Origin of the sequence: Arthrobacter sp. YAF34, from assembly GCF_052113245.1 — a bacterium.
In the GTDB taxonomy this organism is placed as follows: domain Bacteria; phylum Actinomycetota; class Actinomycetes; order Actinomycetales; family Micrococcaceae; genus Arthrobacter.
In genome coordinates, this window is record NZ_JBFRCV010000007.1 from 145,576 (window position 1) to 166,402 (window position 20,827).

The window sequence follows — 20,827 nt, forward strand, 5'->3', positions numbered from 1 at the left end:
CCGGGCCGCATGCGCGACGTCGGGCGGCGGCAGGTCACGGCGCTACCGCAAGAGCTGTTCTGCAACAAACACTAATACGTGGGTCCGACCAAACGTGCGCCTAGTCACAAAGAAGGCCGTGGGTGGTGTTTGTTAAGCCCCGAGTGGTACGCGCCGCATGTTTTGCCGGGCGCTGAGGAGGGCGGTTCTGCGCGGCGGCCGGGATCGAAGAAATCCCGGGTGGCCTGCTGCGTCCGCCCACGGCTTGTCAGCTAGTGATCGGCCATTCACTTGGCTAGGCTGAGATGAAGTTGTGACAATCCGATGGAGGCGAGACGGGACCCGCTGGCGGTCCCGTTCTTGCCTGCCGTTAGACGGCGCTGTCCAGGGCGCCGCCATGCTAAGGAGATACGGAATGAACGAGCAAGACAACGGGCAGGTCCGGGCGCCGGCCCAGAGCCAAGGCGGATCGGCGCAGCCGGGTCCCGCCGGGTTCGGTGACGCGCCGCGCTTCACCGTGGACAAGAAATCCGCGAAGAAGCACGAAGCCGTCCTCGGTCCCTTCACCATCCGTGACCTCACCGTCTTCGGCTCCACGCTGCTTCTTTTCGTCGCCTCGCTGATTCCGATGTTCGCCCTCGCCTACAACCTGTGGAACCTGGGGAGCCTGTTCTTCCTGGGGCTGGGCATCGTGTTGCCGCTCATCGTCACCGCCTTGTTTGTAGCCCGCCGCCTCAGCCCGGCGACGAGGATCCGGGTAGGTTCCCTGTCGATCGACCAGTTCGCATCCGTCGTGGCGTCGTTCACACTCGCGTTCTTCTTCCTCGCCGCCGCAGGGGCGTTCGTGCCGAGCATGCTGATCGCCCTCCTGGGCGCCGCCGGCCTCTTCGCGGCCACGGTACTGGCCCGCTGGATCCCGTTCTTCGCCGGTGACTTCCTGGGCCGGGAGGAAACGCCCGCCCACGTGGTGGCCCGCGAGGCCGTCGCCCCGGTGCAAAAGCCCCGTGCGCCCAAAACGCCGAAGGAGCCCAAGCTGGCTAAGGACTCCGCGGCCGCATCCGGGACCGCCGCAGGCTGGGCTAAGCGTCCGGCTACCGGCGGGCAGGCCGCCGCGCCGGCATCTGTCTCACCCGTTGTCTCGGCAGCCGAAGCGGCTGCGGTCGCGGCGCCTGTCGTAGCTCCGGTCCCTCCGGCTACAAGTGCGCCCGAGACCCAGGTCTCCGGCGCCGTGCCGGCAGCCGGCGTCGCCGGCCCTGCCCCGTCGGCATCACCTGCGGCTGCTTCACCTGCGGCTGCTTCGGCAGCGACGTCGACGCCGGCCCCCGCCAATGAGCCGGCGTCGCCCGCCGCGGAACAGAAGCCGGCCACCGGCGCCGCGGCTGCAGCCACCGCTGCCCCGACCGCCGGCGAGCAGACCCGCGCAGCCGACGTTCCGGCGGCCTCAGCCGCCGCCGTCGCTGCCCCGACCGCCGCCGTCGCTGCCCCGACCGCCGGGGAACAGACCCGCGCCGCCGACGTTCCGGCGGCCTCGGGCGGCAGTGCCCCCACCACGGTCAACCCCCAGGTCAGGCCGCAGGAGCAGGTCCGCGCACAGGAGCCCATCGGGGCCACTGTCGACCCCGCCAGCCGGCATTCGGAGGACGGGGCCCACCCTGCGCACGAGGCATTCTGGTTCGCGGTCGCACAGCCACGCACCGCCGTCGACGAGAACACCGGCGCGCCGGCTTTCGTCATTGAACCCGGCGGCTGGGTCCTTGCCCTTGAGGACCGCGGCACCTCATTCCTGGTCCAGCACACTGACGGCCGACTCGGCGTGCTGCGGGACCTCAGCAACATCGAACGCGGTTAGCCCCGGCTGTGACCATGGAACCCGGAGGCACGGAATCCGCACGCGCCGGAGCCGCAAGTGCGGGGTCCGGCGCGGCGGGCCCCGGCCGGGCCGCGCCCGGGACCGTGCCAGCGCCGGGGGAATCGCTCCTGGCGCTCAAGCGCCGCGCCCGCCGGATCAACCGGGCTCTCGCGGACCAGTACCCGTATGCTCACGCGGAACTGGATTTCCGCAGCCCGTTCGAGCTCGTGGTGGCAACCGTGCTGTCCGCCCAGACCACGGACGTGCTGGTCAACCAGATCACGCCCCTGCTGTTCGCACGCTACCCGGATGCGCGGCGGATGGCGGAGGCGGACCCGGCAGAGCTGGAAGCCATCATCAAGCCCACCGGCTTCTTCCGCGCGAAGGCCAGGAACCTCCTGGCGCTGTGCAACCGGCTTGTGGACGAGTACGACGGCGAGGTGCCGGGCCGGCTGGAGGACCTGGTGACGCTGCCCGGCGTCGGACGGAAAACGGCCAATGTGGTGCTGGGAAATGCCTTCGGCATCCCGGGCATCACCGTGGACACCCACTTCGGCCGCCTGGCCCGGCGCTTTGGCTGGACGGATTCCGATGATCCGGTCCGGATCGAATCCGACGTCGCCGAGCTGTTCGAGCCGAAGGACTGGACCATGCTCTCCCACCGCGTCGTCTTCCACGGCCGCCGCGTCTGTCATTCGCGCAAGCCGGCTTGCGGCGCCTGCGCCGTCGCGAACTGGTGTCCCAGCTACGGCGCAGGCGAGACCGACCCGGAGAAGGCCAAGAAGCTGCTGAAGTACGAACTCGGGCCGGGTCAAGAGGAGCTGCTGGCCCGGCTGTTGGCCGAGACGCACCGCGCCGCGGAAATCCGGATGGAATCGCAGAGGAAACCGCGGTGACCGCGCGCCAGGACCTCGTCGATCTGGTTGCCGCAGTGGAGGCGGGCATAGCGCCGCCGCCGGATCCGCGGTGGCGGGAACTCGCCGTCGAACCCGGCGAACGCGTTCGCAGGGCCGCGGTACTTATGCTCTTCGGTGCGCTGGACAACGTCCCGGCGGTCTCCGAGAAGTTGCTGGCGCCGGCAGATCTGGACGTCCTGCTGCTGCAGCGGGCCCAAACGCTGGATGATCATCCCGGGCAAGTGGCCTTTCCCGGCGGCGGCATCGACCCCGGTGAATCCGTGGTCGCGGCGGCCCTTCGCGAAGCGGAAGAGGAGACCGGCCTGAACCCTGCCGGCGTGGACGTGCTCGGGGCCATGCCTGAACTGGCGCTGCCCCGGGGCAACTTCCTGGTGACGCCGGTCCTGGCCTGGTGGGCCTCCCAGTCCCCGGTGCGGGTGGTGGATTACGGCGAATCGGCGCAGGTGTTCCGTGTCCCTGTCCGGGACCTGCTGGACCCGGACAACCGGGTCATGGCGACGGTCAGCCGGGCCGGCCAGACCTTCCAGAGCCCCGCATTCACCGTCAATGGCGTGGTGGTGTGGGGGTTTACCGGGATGATCCTGAACCAGCTTTTTGACCAGCTGGGCTGGGCGGTCGCCTGGGACCGCGCACGGCTGTACGGAATCGATGCCTGAGTCCCGTCCGCGATGCGAGGGACAGGCGCCGTGCGCGGCAGGCGCCGGCCTGCCGCCCCGCCCGCTGGCTGTACGCCGCTAGCTGGACGCCGCTAGCTGGACGCCGCTAGCTGGACGCCGCTAGCTGGACGCCGCTAGCTGGACGCTGCGACGCTGCCGGTTGCTAGCTGGACGCCGCCACGCTGCCGGCCAGGGCGCTGCCTGCCCGCCTGCTGACCTGCGGCGGCGCAATTGCCCGCCCTCCGGCCCTGCTGGTGGCGGCTTTCCTGCCGGGTGCCTCGGAACGGTCCACCACCAGGCCGGTCGCGGCGTTCTCGCGCACGGCGGTGATGCCAGCCGCAGCGCCCTGGATGGAGCTGAACAGCGGGGAAACGGCCACAACCGTGCCGTCCGCCGCTGTCAGCTTGAAGAAATATGCCCTGTCTCCTGCTTGTGCGATCTCAAAAATGCCAGCCAAACCTCTGCCTCCCCAATATCCTTGCGTCGTTGCAATGGCCGGCGGAGTTCGGGAAATGTGCCGGCCTTTTTCGAGCCTAGCCCGGTGACGGAGACCACACAAAGCTACCAACGGGTACGTTACAGACGGTGACCGCGGCCCCTCATTTAGCGGTGTCGTAGGAGTCCACGACGGCCACGCTGACCGGAAATTCCACCGGAATGCGGCCGAACAACAGCTCTTTAGCCGCATTTGCGGACTCTTCGATCGCCCGGATGCAGTCCCCCACGGCGTCCTCGGGGCAGTGCACCATCACTTCGTCGTGCAGGAAGAACACGAGCTGACCCGCCGCGGTGCCGTCCGCCCGCATGGCGCGCAGCCGGCGTCGAAGTTCCGCCAGCCAGCACGCCGCCCAGTCGGCGGCCGAGCCCTGCACCACGAAGTTGCGGGTGAAGCGGCCGCGCGAACGGGCGATCGAGTCTGCCCGGCGCTGCTCCTCCGCGGTGGTGGACTGCTGACTCTGCAGCCACCGCTCCGACGGCGGCGGACTGCTCCGGCCCAGGCGCGAGGTGACCGTCCGTCCGGCTTCGCCGTCGCGGGCAGCCTGCTCGACGAAACCCACGGCCCGGGGATAGGTGCGGGCGAGCTGGGGCATCAGCCGCCCGGACTCGCCCGTCGTCGCACCGTAGATGGCCCCGAGCAGGGCCACCTTGGCTTTTGCCCGGTCGCCGCCGAAGCCCTGTGCGGCGATGCCCGCGTAAAGATCCTTGTCCCGGGCGGCTTCGGCCATTTTGGAATCCTGCGCGAGCGCCACGAGCACCCGCGGTTCGAGCTGCGAGGCGTCGGCAACAATCAGTTTGTGGCCGGGATCAGCATGAACCGCGCCGCGGACCTGGCGCGGAATTTGCAGCGCCCCGCCGCCCCTCGACGCCCACCGCCCGGACACCACGCCGCCCACCACGTACTCGGGCTGGAACCTGCCGTCCTTCACCCACGTGTCCAGCCACGTCCAGCCGTTGGCCGCGTGAAGACGGGCCAGCTTCTTGTAAGCCAGCAGCGGCACGATCGCGGGGTGGCTGGATTCCTTCAGCTCCCATTGGCGGGTGGTCTTCACCTCGATGCCGTTGCGGTGCAGGGCGCGCATGAGATCCTGCGGCGAGTCGGGGTTCAGCGCGGGTGAACGCAGCAGCTGCCTGAGCTCGGCTGTGAGCGATTCGAGTTTGGCCGGCCGCTGGCCCGGGGCCGGTCGGGGCCCCAGCTGGTCGGCGAGGATCTGCTCATGCAGGTCCTCACGCCACGGGACACCGGTGTGTTGCATTTCGGCAGCGATCATGGCGCCCGCGGATTCCGCCGCGAGCAGCAGCTGAAGCCGTTGCCGTCGGGTGGCGTCAGCGGCGCTGGCCGTGCCGGGGTCCGTCCCCGCCTGGCGAAGCGCCTCCTGCTGGGCAGCATACTCGGCGCGAAGGGCCTCAAGGGATTGGCCGGGACGCTGGCCGGGGGCCGGGGCATCGAAGAGCGCCCCCTGGTCCGGCGGCGGGGGAGGGGGCTGCAGGGCCCGCGGCGGCTGGTTCAGCTCGTCATCCTGCGTCAGCTTCTCCGCCGCCTGCGCATAGCCGGTGTGGGCGGTGGCTTCCGAGTGGGCCAGGATCATGCCGCACAGCGTGAGGTCGTAGCAGCGCTCGAGCTCCACCCCGGCGCGCAACAGCCGGGGGTACCAGTCCTGGGTACGGTGCCAGATCCAGCGCGGGTGCCGCTCCTCCAGCCCGCGCACGACGCCGGCCAAGTCGCCGGCGCTGACAACGCGGGGTTCCGGATTGGACGGTTCCGGGACGCCTTCCGCCGTGACTTCCTGGAGGGCCGCACCGTCGGCGTGGGCGGCGAGCAGCAGGTACATAGGGTCAATTCTGCCCTGCTCCGGGGAATGGTCCGCGCGCCTTTGCCGGCGCCGGCCGTCGGAAACCCGATCGTCTTGTTCCCATAACTTGTCCACATAGCCGACGTCGGCGGTTCCGCAGCGCTTCCGGGGCGGGCACAGTGGCAGCATGAAGAGGCACCAGCAGCCAGGTCCAGTCCCGCCGCCCGCGGGGCCGGGACCCTGGATCCCCGAAGAGTCCGCGCAAACTTTGCTCGTCACCGGGGTCGATGTGCTGCGCAATGAGGTGGAGCGCATCGTCGCCGCCGCCGGGGGCCAACTGCGGACCGTGCAGGACGTGGCCGATGCCGGGCCCTTCTGGGACGCCGCGGCTGCCGTGCTGGTTGGCAGCGACATCCGTGAGTTGCCGCTGCGGAGGAGGGCACCTGCGGTGCTGGTCGGCCTCAAGGGTGAGGGGGACGGCTTGTGGCAGCTGGCCGCCGCCATCGGGGCAGAACGCGTCGCGGTGCTGCCGGACGCCGCCGCCTGGCTGGCGGACTACCTCAGCCGGTCCCGCGCGCCGGAAGCCGGCGGACTCGTCGTCGGGGTTACAGGCGGCTGCGGTGGTGCCGGGGCCACGACGGCCGCCGTCTGGATCGCGCAGGCCGCCGCCGGACTCGGGGTCCGGGTGCTCCTGGTCGACGGCGACCCTTGGGGCGGCGGGCTGGAACTGGCATTGGCGGCCGAGGACGCGCCCGGGCTCCGCTGGCCGGATCTTGCCGGGGCGAGCGGCAGCATCGATCCTGCCGAGTTGGATGACGCCCTGCCGACGGCGGGCGGGTTCTCCTTCCTGTCGTGGCAGGGAACCCGGGACGGTGCAGCCGGTGTGGACGCGACCACCGTGGCCGGGGTTCTCGATGCCGCCCGGCGTGGCTGCGAACTGGTTGTGCTGGACATCGGCCGGGGAAGGGAGGCGTTGCGGTCCTTTGCCTGGGAATGCGACCGGATCGTGATCGTGGCGCCGGCCCGGCTCCGGGCGGCCGTCGCCACGGCGCGGCTACTGCAGGAGCTTCCTCCGGTGGATACGGCGCTGGTGGTCCGCGCGAGTCCGGGCGCCGCCTTGGATGCGCCCCTGATCGCTGAATCCGTGGGGCTTCCCCTGCACGGGATCCTGCCGGAAATCAAGGGTCTGGCCGCGGCGACGGAGCTCGGCCGTCTTCTAGAGGCCGGCCGGCAGCGCGGAGTCCGCCGGTGCGTCGCCGGGCTCCTTGATCTGGACTGGGGTGACCTCCCATGAGCGCCCATGCGGCTGGGGGCCTCGGCGAACCGGACCGGCCCTCACGGCGTGCACCGGGGCGGGGCAGGACGCCGGGATTTTTCGACGAAACGCTGCTGGAGTCCGTGCGGAAGTCCGTCATGACCGATGCCGCGCCGGTCACACCGTCGCGGGTCGCGGCGGCGGTCCAGGCGAGCGGGCGGCTGCTCGGCACGGCGGGGGCCCTGGCCGCGGTGGAAAGCATCAGCGCCGAACTGAACGGACTGGGGCCCCTGCAGCCGCTCACCCTCGACGCCGCCGTGACGGACATTTTCGTCAACGGCCCGGACTCGGTCTGGCTGGACCGCGGCGACGGACTGGAGAGGGCACCGGTGGTCTTTTCCGGGGAGCCGCAGATCCGGGCCCTGGCCGCGAGGCTCGTGGCGGCCGGCGGCCGCCGCCTGGACGACGGTTCGCCGTGCGTCGACGTCAGGCTGGACGGCGGTTACCGGGTGCACGCGGTCCTGCCGCCGATTTCCACGACCGGGACCCTCTTGAGCGTTCGAATCCGCCGCGCCACGGTCTTCTCCATGTCCGAGCTGAGGCGCGACGGCATGTTCGGAACCGGAACGTGCGGGGCCCTGGTCCAGTCTGTACTCGAACGTATGGTGGCGGGTCGGCTGAGCTTCCTCATCAGCGGGGCCACAGGCTCGGGGAAGACCACATTGCTGGCCACGTTGCTGGGGTTGTGCCCTCCCCGGGAGCGGCTCGTCCTGATTGAGGATGCCGCGGAACTGAATCCCGTCCATCCGCACGTCGTCTCGCTCGAGTCACGGCACGGAAATCTGGAGGGCGGCGGCGCCGTGGACCTGGGCGAACTGGTCCGGCAGGCACTCCGGATGCGGCCAGACCGGCTGGTGGTCGGCGAATGCCGCGGCGCGGAGGTCCGGGAACTGCTGTCAGCCATGAATACCGGACACGCCGGAGGCGGCGGGACCATCCACGCGAATGCGGCGGAGGCTGTGCCGGCCCGGCTGGCGGCCCTGGGTGCGCTCGCCGGCATGGGCCCGGATGCTGTGCGCCTGCAGGTGGCGAGTGCCATCGATGCCGTAGTTCATGTCGAACGGACAGGGACCGGGCGCCAGGTCGCGAGCATTGGAATCCTGGACGCACAGGAGCAGGGGCTGGTTGTCACTGCCGCACTGGAGGTGTTGAGCGGCCAGGTCCGCTTCGGGCCGGCCTGGCGGCAACTGGCGGACCGGCTTGGACTGGATCCCGGAATGGCCGGGGCAGCCACCTCAGTGGTTCAGGTGGCGGAGCGCGCCGGGCGCCTACTAGGTATCGGCGGTGAATCGCCGCAGTCATGGAACCTGTGATGGCAGTCCTCCTGATCGTCGTTCTGGGTGCGGCCTCGTGGCTGGCGCTGCCGGCTCCGGGCGCGGCAGCCCGGCGTGCCCGCAGGGCATTGTCAGGCGCGGGCATGCGGGGCTCCGCGGCCGGCGATCATCCGCGATCCCGGACCGGGGGTTCCCTCCGGTGGCCCGTCCGCGGGCCCGTCCGGGGAACCATGCCGGGCCCGGGACGGTGGTTTGGCGGGGGACCCTCTGAGGCTGTCCCGATGACCGTTGTGGTTCAGCAATTGGCCGCGTTGCTGAAGGGAGGGCGCATCCCGGCCCGGCTGTGGGACGAAATGTGGGTCTTATACGGCGGGGAGGCCCAGCGGGACGGGCCCGAGGCCACCCGCGCGGGCGACGGAAATGGGCGCGACGGGACCCGTGCAGCGTCCGGACCCGTGCTCAACCCGGACTCGCTCAGGATCCTCGCAGCAGCACGCGCGGCCGCGCTGCGCGGCTCCTCCGTGGCCGGGGCGATCCGCCATGAGATCTCCGGGGAACCGGCCAGCGAGGGGACTGGCGGCGCCGTCGCCAAGCCGCCGAGGCGTGTCCGGGCCGGACACGACGGGCGGGTGTGGGGCGAACTCGCCGCATGCTTTGACGCAGCGGAAGCCAGCGGCTGCCCGCTCGCCGACGTGCTGGCGCGCTTTGCCGCGAACCTGGAGACGGAGGACGACGCCGAAGCCGCCCGGCGGACGGCCTTGGCAGGGCCCCGGGCAACGGTGCGCCTGCTGAGCTGGCTGCCGCTGTCGGGCTTGGGCCTCGGCGTGCTGCTCGGCGTGGACCCGGTGGCGACGTTCCTGGGGAACCCGTGGGGCCTCGCGGCGTTGGCCGCGGGTGCGGTCCTGACCGCCGCGGGCCGGTTGTGGTCCTCGGGGCTCGTCCGGGCCGCGGCGGGAGCCCACGCATGACTCTGCGGCCGCCGTGAGGCCCGAAGTCGCCGGAGCCGTCGTGGCAGCGAGCCTGGCTGGTGCAGCCGCTGTGGTCCTGGCACGCCCGGGCCGCGTCCGCCGCCGGCTCCGGCGCCAGTTTCCGGCCCCGGCCGGCGGGACCGGCGGCCGTCGGACGGTTCACGCCGGCAGCGGGCGGGGACCTGCCGGTTTCCCCGGGTTGCGGGACGCCGCCATGATGCTGGAACTGATCGGCGCCATGCTGGATGCCGGGGCCGGGCTGGGCCGTTCCCTGGAACTCGTCGCCGCACTGGTGCCGCCGGACCTCGAACGGCAGCTTCGGCCGGTTGTCTCAGCACTCGCCGTCGGAGCGGACTGGGAGACGGCATGGCGCAGTTCCGGTGCCCTCTCGCCGCAACTGCTTGCCCTCCGCGACGCTCTTGCCTTTGCTGCGCTCACGGGCGCCCCGTCCGCTGCCCTCCTCTATGCCCAGGCGGCCCGACTTCGCCGCGGACGGAACAGGGCGGCCGAGCAGCGTGCGGCGGCGCTCGGCGTGAAACTCGTCGTGCCGCTGGGCCTGTGCTCGCTGCCGGCGTTTGTGTGCCTCGGCGTCGTGCCCGTGCTCCTGGGACTGCTCCCGGCCTGAGGCGGCCCGTGACTTCTCCCCCACAGCACGCCATGGCGCCGGTCCCGGCCGGGTTTTCCACTTGGCGGACATCGGGGCTTACCACGCAGCGCCGGAGCCGGGAGAGTCGAATCAGCCGGCGATCCTGCCGGTATCCCGTGGAAGGAAAGCAGATGTCAATCAACCAAGACACCCCCGCTGCGAATCGCATAGATGCGGGGGAGGACGGCGTTGCCGAGGTGTACGAAATCTACCCCGGTGCCAGCTCAGTTGTTCCCATTCAGCCTTTCGGGCACAGGAGGCCGCCCTCGGCGCAGGCGGGAATGGCGACCGCGGAATACGCCATCGCCACCCTCGCCGCTGTGGGGTTCGCCGGACTCCTCGTGTTCATCATGCGCAGCGATGAGGTCCGCGGGTTCCTCCTGAACCTCATCAGGACGGCGCTTACCTTGCCATGAAACGCGACCGGCACAGCGGGGGTGGCCCCCGACGCGCTCCGGCACCCAACCCGGGATGCCGCGGCGCCGTGACTGCCGAGTTTGCCGTGGCGCTGCCCTCCGTCGTCCTATTGCTCGCTCTTCTGCTCGCAGGGTCGGCGGCGGGCGTGACGCAACTCCGCGTCGAAGAAGCAGCCCGGGGCGGCGCCCGGGCGCTGGCGAGGGGCGCTGCGGCCGGCGAAGTCGGGAGCATCGTCCGCCGGCTCGCCGGCGAAACGGCCGGGTCGGAGGTGACGCTCGACGGCGACTGGCTCAGAGTCACGGTTTCCCTCCGTGTCCCGGGGGCTGTCGGGGCGCTCATCCCGTGGACCGTCAGCGCCAGCGCCTGGGCCCGGTCGGAGGCCCCGGTGGCGGCACAATGGCCCCGGCTGGATGACCCGTCCGGCTCCCGTCGGAGCTTCACATGAGGCCGATGGGGGCCCGCGACCGCAGGTGGTCGCCGCCGAATCCGCACCCTCCCCGTGACCCGCGTCAGCGCCGGCCGCGGGAGCGGGGCTCCGGCACGGTGCTGGCGCTGGGACTCGGGTTTGTCGTTATCACGGCCGCGGTCTTGCTGGTGCTGCTGGCCCAGTCGGCTGCCGCGGCGTCCCGGGCGGCGGCGGCTGCCGACCTCGCGGCGCTGGCCGCCGCGGACGCCGCCCGCGGAATCACGTCCGGCGATCCCTGCGCCGTGGCCCGCCAGGTCGCGTTGCAGAACAACGCCACAGTGCTCGCCTGTTCTGAGGCCCCTGACGCGACAGTTCAGGTCCGCACCCAGCTCAGTGCGGGGCCATGGCTCGGGGCGGCCACAGGGCTGGCCAGAGCGGGACCGCCTCCGGCGCCCGGGAGCGGGCCCTCGCCGTGACGGCCGGCGGGCCGCCCCCGGGGGTTGGCCTCAGGCCCGGAGCGCTTGGGCGGGATTCTCTCCCGAAGCCCCGGTCGCGGCCGCCGCCGTGTCCGCGTGGCCGGGGTTCATCAGATCGCCGGCGTCGTTGAGCAGCACGTCGATCAGGGTGACCGCAGCGTCCTTGTCCAGCGGGTTGTTCTTGTTGCCGCACTTGGGTGACTGGACACAGGACGGGCAGCCGGACTCGCATTCGCAGGCCTTGATGGCGTCCCGCGTTGCGGTCAGCCACAGCCGGGCCTTGTCGTAGCCGCGTTCGGCGAAGCCGGCCCCGCCAGGATGGCCGTCGTAGACGAAGATCGTGGGCACCCCGGTATCGGCGTGAATGGCCGTGGAGACCCCGCCGATGTCCCAGCGGTCGCTGGAAGCCACGAGCGGCAGGAGGCCGATGGCCGCGTGCTCGGCGGCATGCAGCGCACCGGGGAACTGGGCTTCGATCAGTCCCGCTCCGGTCAGGGAGCGGTTGTCCATGACAAACCAGACCGCCTTGGTGAACAGGTCCCGGGCGCCCAATTCCAGGGGTTCTTCGCCGAGAATCTCGTTCGAAATCAACGCCTTGCGCTGGAAGGAAACCACCTGGGTGGTGACTTTCACATCGCCGAAGTGCACGGCCACGTCGCCCCACTGGGTGGTGCGCTCCGTTTCGAGGACCTCGATCTGGGTGACGTCCCGGGCGGTGGTGTAGTAGTCGGGGTTCGCCCGGCGCACCACCACGCAGTGGTCGTCCTCATTGAGGTCCTCCACCACGTAGCTGTCGCCCTGATGGACATAGACCGCGCCGGTGTGGGCCTGATAGTGGGTTTGGGGAGAGTCCATGGTGCCGAGCAAGGAGCCGGTGTCGGCGTCGACGATGCTCACCGGACCCCCGCCGTCCGCCCGCAGGTTTACCATGGCGGCGGCACTTTGCGGGTGGGTCCAAAACCACCCGGCCGGGCGTTTGCGCAGGTAGCCCTGCGCAACCAGCCGGTCCAGCAGCTTTTCGGCCGTGGCTCCGAAGAGTTCCAGTTCGGCGAAGCCCAGCGGAAGTTCCGCGGCGGCGGCGCAAAGATGCGGGCCGAGGACATAGGGATTGGAGGGATCGAAGACCGTGGCCTCCACCGAGACGTCGAAAATCGCCTCGGGGTGGTTGACCAGGTAGGTGTCCAGCGGGTCGTCGCTGGCGACGAAGGCCGCTATGGCGTCCTGGCCCGCGCGGCCTGCCCGGCCGATCTGTTGGAACAGCGACGCGCGGGTGCCGGGCCAGCCGGCGACCAGCACGGCGTCGAGACCGGAAATGTCGATGCCCAGCTCCAGCGCGGACGTGCTCGAGACACCCAACAGCTCTCCCGAGCGCAGCGCCTTTTCCAGGGCCCGGCGCTCCTCCGGCAGGTAGCCCGAGCGGTAGGCGGCCACCCGCTGCGGCAGGCTCGGGTCCACCTCATCGAGGAGGCGCTTGGCGATGGAGGAAATCGTCTCGGCCCCGCGCCTGGATTTGATAAAGGCGATGGTGCGGGTGCGGGAGGCCACCAGGTTGGCCAGCAGATCGGCGGTCTCGGCGACGGCGGTCCGGCGCTCCTTGGCACCGTTTTCGCCCTGGAGTTCCGTCAGTGCCGGTTCCCAAAACGCCACAGTGGTGGATCCATGGGGCGAGCTGTCCTCGGAAACGGCGCGGACCGGTGCGCCGATCAGCCTGCCGAAGGACGTCCCGGGCTCGGACGCCGTGGCGGACGCCGCGATGAATACCGGCCCGGGATGAGATCCGCCCGGGCTGTAGTAGGCACAGATCCGACGCAGCCGGCGCATCAGGTTCGCCACATGGGAACCGAAGACGCCTCGGTAGCTGTGGGCCTCGTCCACGATCACGTAGCGGAGGCGCCGGAAGAACCTGGCCCACCAGGCGTGGTTCGGGAGGATGCCGAAATGCAGCATGTCGGGGTTGGCGAGGATGAAGTTCGCGTGGTCCCGGATCCAGCGCCGGGAGGCGGGGTCGGTGTCGCCGTCGTAGGTTTCGGCCCGGACTGTGGGCAGCTTCAGCGCCCGGATGGCAGCCAGCTGGTCGGCAGCCAGGGCCTTGGTGGGGGAGAGGTAGAGGGTCACGGCGCCGTCGTCGTGGATTTTCCCGGGATCGGCCAGGACTCTGAGCTCGGAGCGGTGGATCGCGTCCAGGGCGGGCAGCTGATACGCGAGGGACTTGCCGGACGCCGTGCCCGTGGCAATGACCACGTGCTCGCCGGCGTGGGCCAGCTCGGCGGCCTGGACCTGGTGCCGGTAGGGCTCGTGGATGCCCAGGGAACCGTAGGCCGCCACAAGATCCGGGTGGGACCAGTCCGGCCACGGCGCAATGACGGCCTGGCGGGCGGGGATCGTTCGCACATGACGCAGCTGTTCCGGGTCCGGACCTCGGCCCAGCAGCGGAATCAGGGACTCATGCGGGTTCACTCACACATTCTTTCATCCGGCCTCAAATCGGCCGGGTGGCGGAATCCGTCAGCCCACGGACAGATCTGTTCCTTCGTCCGACGTGGACAGCATCAGGACATTGCAGACCATGCGCCAGCCAAGGTGCGAATAGAGCTTTTGGCCATCCAGTGATGCGAGCAGCAGCCCGGAATCGACGTCGTGTTCGAACGCCTGCGCCGCGAGGGATTTCATGATGAAGCTGCCCAATCCCCGCCGCTGGTACGCCTCCGCCGTCACGATTTTGTCGAAGATAGCGGTGTGTCCCACCACGAAGACGCGACCGCTTGCGGCGATCTCGTCGTCTGCGCGGACCACGGCATGGTGGACGCCTCCCGCCCGGGACGTCTCCAGCTTGAGGTCGTCGTCGGAAAGCCAGGGGTCCTCCGCGTCCTGGGTCTCCATGTCCACGATCATCATGGTCTGGGAAGCCGAGGTGACATGGAGGCCATTGGCCTGGCTCAGGAACGTGTATCTTGCCACATCGTTGGTGAGGATCGTGAGGACTCTTGCCGGCACCTCAGCAGTCTTGGCCGCCAGATCCGCGAATTCCGAATCGGTGGGGTCGAAGGCGAAGTATTCCCATTGGTGGGTGGTGTCCGCGCGAAAAGCCGCCGGGAACCGTCCCTCCCTGCGCGTCTCATATCCGCGACAACCTGCCCAACCGGCCACCCAGATTTCCAGCAGGTGTGTGGTGTCTTCAACCATGGCGTCAAGACTCATGTGATGAGCGTATTCCAGCGGTGCCACGAGCAACAGGGGCCGGGTTCGGGAACACCACTTGCTTATCCAATTGTGACTGTCGCACGGCTGTCCGGCGCACCCAGTACCCTTAAATGCGTGGCTTTAAACAGGATTGTCCTCTTTTACGGATTTACCCCCCTCGCAGACCCGGACGCCGTCCGGCTCTGGCAGCGCGCCCTGGGCGAAAAACTCGGCTTGACCGGCCGCATCATCATCTCCAAGGACGGCATCAACGCCACGGTCGGCGGAGAACTGAACGCCCTGAAGCAATACGTCAAGACCACGCGCGAGTACCGGGGGTTTCACGGCATCGACGTGAAGTGGTCCGACGGCGGCGCGGCGGACTTCCCGCGGCTCAGCGTCAAGGTGCGGGACGAGATCGTGTCCTTCGGCGCACCGGGCGAACTCAAGGTAGACGCCAACGGCGTGGTGGGCGGCGGCACGCATCTCAAACCCCAGGAACTGCACGAACTCGTTGAGGCCAAGAAACGGCAGGGCGACGAGGTTGTATTCTTCGACGGACGCAACGGCTTCGAGGCCCAGATCGGCAAGTTCAAGGACGCGGTGGTCCCCGACGTCGCCACCACCCATGACTTCATCAAGGAACTCGACTCGGGCAAATACGATGCCCTCAAGGACAAGCCGGTGGTCACCTACTGCACCGGCGGCATCCGTTGCGAGGTCCTTTCCAGCCTGATGGTGAACCGCGGGTTCAAAGAGGTGTACCAGCTCGACGGCGGCATCGTCCGGTACGGCGAGGCCTTCAAGGACCAGGGGCTGTGGGAGGGATCCCTGTACGTGTTCGACAAGCGCATGCACCTCGAATTCAGCGAGGACGCCAAGACCATCGGTGCATGTGTCCGGTGCTCGGCGCCCACGAGCAAGTTCGAAAACTGCTCCAACCCGAGCTGCCGAACGCTCACGCTCTACTGTGCCGAGTGCGCCGCGAGCCCTGAAACCCTGCGATGCCCCGAGGGCTGCGCCGCCTGACCAGCGCCGGCAATGCGGGGCTAAATGGACTCAGCCGCCGGGCAGGAAGCCCTGGACCTGCGATTCCCCGGGCGATGCCCGGCGCCGCGGACTGTCTTAGATCCACTGTCTTAGATCCGCCTCACCCGGTAGGCGAAGTTGGCTGCCGCCCGTCCGGTCACCTGGATCGTGAGAATGGCGTCTTTGGCCAGGGAGACGACGTTGACCCGTGACGTCCCGCAGCGCAAACTCAGGTCCACCAGCGATTCCTGCCCACTGCGGACCGTGAAGGAGACCCGGCCCGTGCTCCTGCACGCCAACGTCAGGGAATAGGTGCCGCCGGGAAGCGGCGTGGTCGTCTCCGTGTGAACCGCGCCGGCTTTGACTGAGCCGTAGCTGGTCTGAAACACGTGGCCCTCGGCGTCGGGCAGCACGCGGTCAACCCAGTCGTTCAGCTCGTCGCCCGTCACCGGCTCGTTGAGATGGGGATCCTGCGGCAGGGCAGCATCCGGCGGCGGCGAAGCCGCAATCGAGGGCGATTCGTCGTCCCAATGATCGGCACTGTATTCATACGCACAACCGGGAAGGGCCGCCCCGAGACACACCGCAATTGAGAGCACCACGGCGGCCGCCGGAATACGCCGTCGCGGCACCCTGCGGGGCGGCACAGTTGGCATACCCTGAGATTAGGACCGCCCGGGATCAAGCGCCAGAGGTCAATGGTCCGCAGCCGGAGAGGCCCTCCGGAGGCGCTGATCGGGGCCTTCGGGAGGTGCTGCGCCGGACGATGAGGATGCGGCTGCGGGCGGTGGGCTAGCCGGCCGCGGCCAGGTGATAGGCGTAGAGGAGCGGGGCATCCACACTTGACGTGCTGAGCGTGACGTCGCCCGCGGCGGGCACCTTGAGCCGTGTTGTTTCGCGGCTTCCGTTGCAGGCGGCTCCGGCTTCGGCCAACTGGCGTCCGTCCAGGCTGACGGCGATGAACGCCTTCCCGCCGCCGTCGCAGGTCATGGTCAAGGTATAGGTGCCGGCGGGCACGCTGGAAGCGGTCCGGACGACCGGATCCCGGTTCAGGATTTTGCCCGCATCCTCCAGCACAGTTCCGGGGGCAGAGGGCAGGGCCGTGGCCTTCCACGCCGGGACATCGGCGTTCTCGATTGAACCGGCCGGGGAACATGCAACTGCGGCCAGCACGACGGCGGCGGCAGCCGCACCCGTCAGCGTCCGCCGAACCAGCCGGGCGGCCGGGGCTTGGGAGGAAGGGAAAACCATGCCTCCAACTTACCGTCTTGCAGCTTCACCTCCGCCCGCACCGTCTGCCCGGGCGCCGTCTCCCTCGGACTCCCTTCGATGCCGGGCATGGCGGTTGACTTTGACGCGACGTCAAAGTTTAGGGTCGAAGGAACAGGGTGCCAGCACCGGGAAGCCCGGAGGTTTCGGCGAGCAGGACCGGCAGGAAGCCAAGCCGGCGGGACGCCGCGCCACGGCGCACCACGGCACACTAGGCAACCAGGCGGAGGGAAGACGGACATGGACTGGTCAGTTCAACAGATCGCAAAAATGACGGGCACCACCGGCCGGACCTTGCGCCATTATGACCACATCGGCCTGCTCGCCCCGAGCCGTACCGGCAGCAACGGCTACCGGTACTACGACGAGGAGTCGCTGGTCCGCCTGCAGCGGATCCTGCTTCTGCGCCACTTGGGGCTCGGGCTGCCGGCGATCGCCGGGGTGCTCCGCAACGAGGCGCACGCCGGGCAGGCTCTGGGCAGTCATCTGGAATGGCTGCAGCAGGAACAGGACAGGCTGGGACGGCAGATCGCCTCGGTCCGTCACACCATTGAGGCACTGGAAGCGGGAGGAAAGATCATGGCCGAGAAGATGTTCGATGGCTTCGACCACACCCAGTATCGGGAGGAAGTCGAACAGCGGTGGGGCAAGGATGCTTATGCGACGTCGGACACGTGGTGGCGCGGCATGGGGGCCGCGGAGAAAGCTGCCTGGGCGGAACAGTCCCGGCAGCTCGGCGCCGACTGGACAGCCGCGGCGGAGTCGGGCGTCCCGGCGGACGGCGCGCTGGCGCAGGGCCTGGCTCGGCGCCACGTCGACTGGCTCCGGGGCATCCCGGGCACTCCGGCGGCATCCCCGGGCGCGGGCAGTGCCAAAGACGCGGGCCGCACCACAGGCGCCGCGCCGGACATCAAGGCGTACGTCACCGGACTCGGCGAGATGTATGTGGCCGATCCCCGGTTCGCCGCGAATTACGGCGGCGCCGACGGCGCGGCCTTCGTCCGGGACGCCCTGCGGATCTATGCGGAGGCCAACCTCTAGCCGGACCCGCCCGGCCCAGCGGCGGGAGTCCCGGGGCCAAAGCCCCGGGACTAAACTTGTCCGGTGACTTCCTCAGCGCAAGGCCCCTCGACGCCGGTCGACTCCACGCCGGTCCCCACCACACCCGTTCCCTCAACGCCGTTCACGGCCGGCAGCACGCCGGAGGCGCCACGGAGTGATCTTCCGGCCCTCCTCGTAGCCCTGGCCGCCGACCTGCGCGCCGTGGGCTACACCGTGGACGGGGTCGCGGAGCTGCTGGGCGACGCCGCGCATGCAGCGCTCGGCCGGGACCAGCTCATCCCCGCGCTGATCGTCACGGGCCGCGCCGCCGGTGAGCCGGAGACGGCTGCGCTCGCCGCCGTCGTGCGTCTCTGGCTCCTGGCCGAGCCGCAGCGCGCCGGGACCCTCGACGCCGCCCTCCCCGGCGTCCGCACGGCCGGGCTGATGAAACTCGGTCTGGTGGAGCCCGTCAGCGAGGACCTGGTCCAGGCGAAAGTGGACCTCCGGCCATACGGCTGGGATCCGACGATCGGGGAAGACGGGGCCGCCGAGGGCGGGGCGGACCTCTGGGTGGCCAGCGACCTCGCGGCCCACCAGCGCGCGGGGGTGCTGCGCCACGATCACGTTCTGGGGATCGGGCAGGCCTCCACCACCCTGGTTCAGGTCACGGCCCGCCGGCATGTCGCCAAGGCCCTGGACCTCGGCACGGGCTGCGGCATCCAGACCTTCCATCTGCTCCATCACGCGGAACACGTGACCGCCACGGACATTTCCGAGCGCGCACTGGCGTTCACCCGGTTCAACCTGATGCTCAATGCCGCCGAGCTGCACCTGGACCCGGCCGACCTTGACGCCCGCGTGAGCCTGAGGCTTGGATCCCTCCTGGAACCGGTCACCGGAGAGGAGTTTGAGCTGGTGGTGTCCAACCCGCCGTTCGTCATTACGCCCCGCAGCCCCGGCGAGACTGCCACGGACCAGTTCACGTACCGCGACGGCGGCCTGCCGGGGGACGAGATCGTTTCGTCGCTGGTCCGCGCGCTCCCCTCGGTCCTTGCCCCGGGCGGAACGGCCCAGCTCCTGGGCAACTGGGAGATCCCGGCCGGCGCCGGCTGGGCCGAACGGCCCCAGAGCTGGACCAGCCCGGCCGCCGACGCCTGGTTCATCCAGCGCGAGCAGGTCGGCCCGGACCAGTACGCCGAGACCTGGCTGCAGGACGCCTCGGAAAACCGCGACCGCTCGCTCTACCAGGACTCGTACGCGGCCTACCTCGATGACTTCGCCTCGCGCAACGTGACGGCGATCGGCTTTGGCATGATCTGGCTGCGGCGCCCCGCCGACGGCGCCGGGCGGGTGCTGTCCCGTTTCGAGGAGATCACCTACCCGATCGAGCAGCCGGTGGGGCCGCACTTGGGCGCCGCCGTCAAGCGCGCCGACTGGCTGGCCGCCCATGATCTGGCCGGCGCCCACCTGCTGGTCGCGGACGACGTTACGGAAGAGCGGCACCAGCGCCCGGGCGCCGAACACCCCGGCGTCATCCTGCTGCGGCAGGGCGCCGGGCTGCGGCGCACCAACTTGCTGAGCACCGAGCTGGCCGGCTTCGTCTCAGCGTGCGACGGCGACCTCTCCGTCGGGCAGATCATTGGCGCCCTCGAGGCGCTGCTGGGCGGCTACGAGGGGTTCGAGGCTGCGGCGTTCCGCGCCGGTCTGCTCGAGGAGGTGGGCAACCTGGTGCGCGACGGCTTCCTGCTGCCCGCCTGAGACCACCGGTCCAGCCGTTGCGAGGACACCCGCGGCAGCTGCCGCGACCGGCAGCGCTGCCCCTTCCGCCGGAACGCCGGAGTCCTCCCGGCCGAACCGCGGCAGGACGTACGCGGTCAGGGCGAGGGCTACCAGGGCCCCGGCCGCCCCGGTGAACACGAAGCTGACTCGTACCGGCACCACGGCGCCCAGGAGCCCGCCCAGCGCCAGCGCGCCAATGGAGACAGCACGCGTCATCCCGCCGACGATCGCCATCGCCTGGCCGCGCCCGCTTTCCGGAATCCGCAGGATCGCGATGGCGCCAAAACAGGCATTCAGGACGCCGCAGGCCGCTCCCGTCCCGGTGTAGGCCGCAAAGAGCAGCTCCACGCTGGGGACCATCCCCGTCAGGACCAGGAACCCCGAGGCGCCGGTCATGGCGGCCAGCAGCACCCGCAGCCTGACCCGGGGCGTCCTGATCCTCCCGGCCATCGCGGCGCCCGCCGCCATGCCGAGGCCGAAGGCTGCGGACAGGAGGCCGTACTGCGTCTCGGTGGCGCCAAGTTCGTTGCGGGCCAGGAACACCTCGAGCACGTTGGTTGCCTCGCCGACAATGATGAAGAACATCGCCCCCAGAACCAGGGCCCAGACCAGGCCGTCCCGGCGGATCAGGCGCAGCCCGTCCAGCAGTGCCGGCTTCGCCTGGCCCGCCCGTTCGGAGGCCGTGCCCCGGCGGGTGCGGATCAGCAGGGCGCCCAGCGACATGGCGACGTAGCAGCCGCTGGCCACGGCGAACACCAGCCCGGTTCCGCCCCAGCCGCTGAGCAGACCGCCCGCGGCGGGCCCTGCCATGCCCGCAATCATGATGGTCGCCTGCATGGTCCCCATGGCCCGGGGCGTGCGGTCCTCGCCGACGATCCGCGGCAGCAGGGCCTGCCAGGTGGGGCTGGCCACGGCCTGCGCCGCGTCAAGCAGGAACGTCATGGCGAAGAGCACGGGCAGATAGTTCTCCAGGTACTGCATGCCCAGCCCCATGCCGGCGACGGCGGCGGCGCTGACCGCGGAGCTCGCCGTCGCCAGCGTGCGGGAGTCCATGGTGTCGGCCAGCCGGCCGGCCCACGGGGCCAGCAGCACCAGCGGCAGCGCTGAGCACAGCAGGTAGGCGGCCACCAGCCAGGGCCCGGCAACAGGCGTTTCGCCGGCGGCGGCCGCGTTCTGCAGGTGCAGCATGACGCTGACGACGACGGCGCCCATCCCCGCCGTCGCAACGAACCGGGCGGTGCCGGCAATCAGGAAATCGCGGTTGCGCCACAGGGGCAGCGCCCCTGCCTGCGCCGCAGTCGCCGAAGCAGAACTTTTATGAAGGGTATGTTTCAT

Annotated in this window: 19 protein-coding genes and 1 pseudogene; 13 read left to right on the top strand and 7 right to left on the bottom strand. The window is 70.0% G+C overall.

Annotation, left to right across the window (positions count from 1 at the left end; translation table 11 throughout):
* The first annotated feature begins 394 nt into the window (after positions 1-394).
* The 3 genes from AB4Y72_RS10665 to AB4Y72_RS10675 are packed head-to-tail and all read left to right on the top strand — an operon-like array spanning position 395 to position 3,401.
* A complete protein-coding gene (locus AB4Y72_RS10665; protein WP_441426132.1) occupies positions 395-1,828 on the top strand; it encodes a hypothetical protein in 1,434 nt (477 codons plus the stop codon).
* 14 nt (positions 1,829-1,842) lie between these two features.
* Complete coding sequence (gene nth / locus AB4Y72_RS10670; protein ID WP_441426219.1) at positions 1,843-2,724, top strand: endonuclease III; 882 nt, start codon at positions 1,843-1,845, stop codon at positions 2,722-2,724.
* Positions 2,721-3,401, top strand: coding sequence for an NUDIX hydrolase (locus AB4Y72_RS10675; RefSeq protein WP_441426133.1), 681 nt, complete (start codon positions 2,721-2,723; stop codon positions 3,399-3,401). Before nth ends, AB4Y72_RS10675 begins: the two co-directional genes overlap by 4 nt.
* Before the next feature lie 163 nt (positions 3,402-3,564).
* On the opposite strand, the gene AB4Y72_RS10680 is transcribed toward AB4Y72_RS10675, so the two are convergent.
* Complete coding sequence (locus AB4Y72_RS10680) at positions 3,565-3,858, bottom strand: YegP family protein (RefSeq protein WP_441426134.1); 294 nt, start codon at positions 3,856-3,858, stop codon at positions 3,565-3,567.
* Between the two features lie 142 nt (positions 3,859-4,000).
* Positions 4,001-5,731, bottom strand: a complete 1,731-nt coding sequence (locus AB4Y72_RS10685) for a bifunctional 3'-5' exonuclease/DNA polymerase (protein WP_441426135.1) — start codon at positions 5,729-5,731, stop codon at positions 4,001-4,003.
* A 148-nt stretch (positions 5,732-5,879) separates the two neighbouring features.
* Between AB4Y72_RS10685 and ssd the strand changes: the two genes are divergently transcribed.
* The 7 genes from ssd to AB4Y72_RS10720 all read left to right on the top strand — a co-directional run bounded on the left by ssd (position 5,880) and on the right by AB4Y72_RS10720 (position 11,194).
* Positions 5,880-6,986: a septum site-determining protein Ssd gene (gene ssd / locus AB4Y72_RS10690; RefSeq protein WP_441426136.1), complete on the top strand. Its 1,107-nt coding sequence runs from the start codon at positions 5,880-5,882 to the stop codon at positions 6,984-6,986.
* On the top strand, positions 6,983-8,320 hold the full coding sequence (locus AB4Y72_RS10695) for a TadA family conjugal transfer-associated ATPase (protein WP_441426137.1): 1,338 nt from the start codon (positions 6,983-6,985) through the stop codon (positions 8,318-8,320). Before ssd ends, AB4Y72_RS10695 begins: the two co-directional genes overlap by 4 nt.
* 191 nt (positions 8,321-8,511) lie before the next feature.
* Entirely contained in the window at positions 8,512-9,249 is a 738-nt protein-coding gene (locus tag AB4Y72_RS10700) for a hypothetical protein (RefSeq protein WP_441426220.1), read from the top strand.
* Between the two features lie 13 nt (positions 9,250-9,262).
* Positions 9,263-9,874, top strand: a complete 612-nt coding sequence (locus AB4Y72_RS10705) for a type II secretion system F family protein (RefSeq protein ID WP_441426138.1) — start codon at positions 9,263-9,265, stop codon at positions 9,872-9,874.
* Between the two features lie 152 nt (positions 9,875-10,026).
* Entirely contained in the window at positions 10,027-10,311 is a 285-nt protein-coding gene (locus AB4Y72_RS10710; protein ID WP_441426139.1) for a DUF4244 domain-containing protein, read from the top strand.
* Positions 10,312-10,379: 68 nt separating this feature from the next.
* Positions 10,380-10,757: a TadE family type IV pilus minor pilin gene (locus AB4Y72_RS10715; protein ID WP_441426140.1), complete on the top strand. Its 378-nt coding sequence runs from the start codon at positions 10,380-10,382 to the stop codon at positions 10,755-10,757.
* Positions 10,754-11,194, top strand: a complete 441-nt coding sequence (locus AB4Y72_RS10720) for an Rv3654c family TadE-like protein (RefSeq protein ID WP_441426141.1) — start codon at positions 10,754-10,756, stop codon at positions 11,192-11,194. The genes AB4Y72_RS10715 and AB4Y72_RS10720 overlap by 4 nt, the downstream gene beginning before the upstream one ends.
* Before the next feature lie 30 nt (positions 11,195-11,224).
* Here the strand turns inward: AB4Y72_RS10720 and AB4Y72_RS10725 are convergent, their stop codons facing one another.
* Positions 11,225-13,651, bottom strand: a complete 2,427-nt coding sequence (locus tag AB4Y72_RS10725; protein ID WP_441426142.1) for a DEAD/DEAH box helicase — start codon at positions 13,649-13,651, stop codon at positions 11,225-11,227.
* Positions 13,652-13,699: 48 nt separating this feature from the next.
* Positions 13,700-14,392, bottom strand: a complete 693-nt coding sequence (locus AB4Y72_RS10730; RefSeq protein ID WP_441426143.1) for a GNAT family N-acetyltransferase — start codon at positions 14,390-14,392, stop codon at positions 13,700-13,702.
* Positions 14,393-14,509: 117 nt separating this feature from the next.
* Here AB4Y72_RS10730 and trhO point away from each other — a divergent pair, with 117 nt between their 5' ends.
* The gene (trhO, locus tag AB4Y72_RS10735; RefSeq protein WP_441426144.1) at positions 14,510-15,403 is read left to right on the top strand and encodes an oxygen-dependent tRNA uridine(34) hydroxylase TrhO; all 894 of its coding nucleotides are present in this window, start codon (positions 14,510-14,512) and stop codon (positions 15,401-15,403) included.
* A gap of 110 nt (positions 15,404-15,513) precedes the next feature.
* Here the strand turns inward: trhO and AB4Y72_RS10740 are convergent, their stop codons facing one another.
* Positions 15,514-16,059 carry a hypothetical protein gene (locus AB4Y72_RS10740; RefSeq protein ID WP_441426145.1) on the bottom strand — a complete coding sequence of 182 codons (546 nt, stop codon included), beginning with the start codon at positions 16,057-16,059 and terminating at the stop codon, positions 15,514-15,516.
* A 136-nt stretch (positions 16,060-16,195) separates the two neighbouring features.
* Positions 16,196-16,654: a hypothetical protein gene (locus tag AB4Y72_RS10745; protein WP_441426146.1), complete on the bottom strand. Its 459-nt coding sequence runs from the start codon at positions 16,652-16,654 to the stop codon at positions 16,196-16,198.
* Positions 16,655-16,912: 258 nt separating this feature from the next.
* Here AB4Y72_RS10745 and AB4Y72_RS10750 point away from each other — a divergent pair, with 258 nt between their 5' ends.
* A complete protein-coding gene (locus AB4Y72_RS10750) occupies positions 16,913-17,713 on the top strand; it encodes a MerR family transcriptional regulator (protein ID WP_441426147.1) in 801 nt (266 codons plus the stop codon).
* Positions 17,714-17,914: 201 nt separating this feature from the next.
* On the top strand, positions 17,915-19,471 hold the full coding sequence (locus AB4Y72_RS10755) for a DUF7059 domain-containing protein (RefSeq protein ID WP_441426221.1): 1,557 nt from the start codon (positions 17,915-17,917) through the stop codon (positions 19,469-19,471).
* Between the two features lie 93 nt (positions 19,472-19,564).
* On the opposite strand, the pseudogene AB4Y72_RS10760 reads toward AB4Y72_RS10755, so the two are convergent.
* Positions 19,565-20,827, bottom strand: a pseudogene (locus AB4Y72_RS10760) (MFS transporter); the annotation flags it as partial.

Excerpts from the sequence above, each read along its gene's own strand:
- AB4Y72_RS10665 (WP_441426132.1), top strand. The coding sequence starts at position 395 with ATGAACGAGCAAGACAACGGGCAGGTCCGGGCGCCGGCCCAGAGCCAA.
- nth (WP_441426219.1), top strand. The coding sequence starts at position 1,843 with ATGGAACCCGGAGGCACGGAATCCGCACGCGCCGGAGCCGCAAGTGCG.
- AB4Y72_RS10685 (WP_441426135.1), bottom strand. The coding sequence starts at position 5,731 with ATGTACCTGCTGCTCGCCGCCCACGCCGACGGTGCGGCCCTCCAGGAA.
- ssd (WP_441426136.1), top strand. The coding sequence starts at position 5,880 with ATGAAGAGGCACCAGCAGCCAGGTCCAGTCCCGCCGCCCGCGGGGCCG.
- AB4Y72_RS10695 (WP_441426137.1), top strand. The coding sequence starts at position 6,983 with ATGAGCGCCCATGCGGCTGGGGGCCTCGGCGAACCGGACCGGCCCTCA.
- AB4Y72_RS10700 (WP_441426220.1), top strand. The coding sequence starts at position 8,512 with ATGCCGGGCCCGGGACGGTGGTTTGGCGGGGGACCCTCTGAGGCTGTC.
- AB4Y72_RS10710 (WP_441426139.1), top strand. The coding sequence starts at position 10,027 with ATGTCAATCAACCAAGACACCCCCGCTGCGAATCGCATAGATGCGGGG.
- AB4Y72_RS10720 (WP_441426141.1), top strand. The coding sequence starts at position 10,754 with ATGAGGCCGATGGGGGCCCGCGACCGCAGGTGGTCGCCGCCGAATCCG.
- AB4Y72_RS10730 (WP_441426143.1), bottom strand. The coding sequence starts at position 14,392 with ATGAGTCTTGACGCCATGGTTGAAGACACCACACACCTGCTGGAAATC.
- AB4Y72_RS10740 (WP_441426145.1), bottom strand. The coding sequence starts at position 16,059 with ATGCCAACTGTGCCGCCCCGCAGGGTGCCGCGACGGCGTATTCCGGCG.
- AB4Y72_RS10745 (WP_441426146.1), bottom strand. The coding sequence starts at position 16,654 with ATGGTTTTCCCTTCCTCCCAAGCCCCGGCCGCCCGGCTGGTTCGGCGG.
- AB4Y72_RS10750 (WP_441426147.1), top strand. The coding sequence starts at position 16,913 with ATGGACTGGTCAGTTCAACAGATCGCAAAAATGACGGGCACCACCGGC.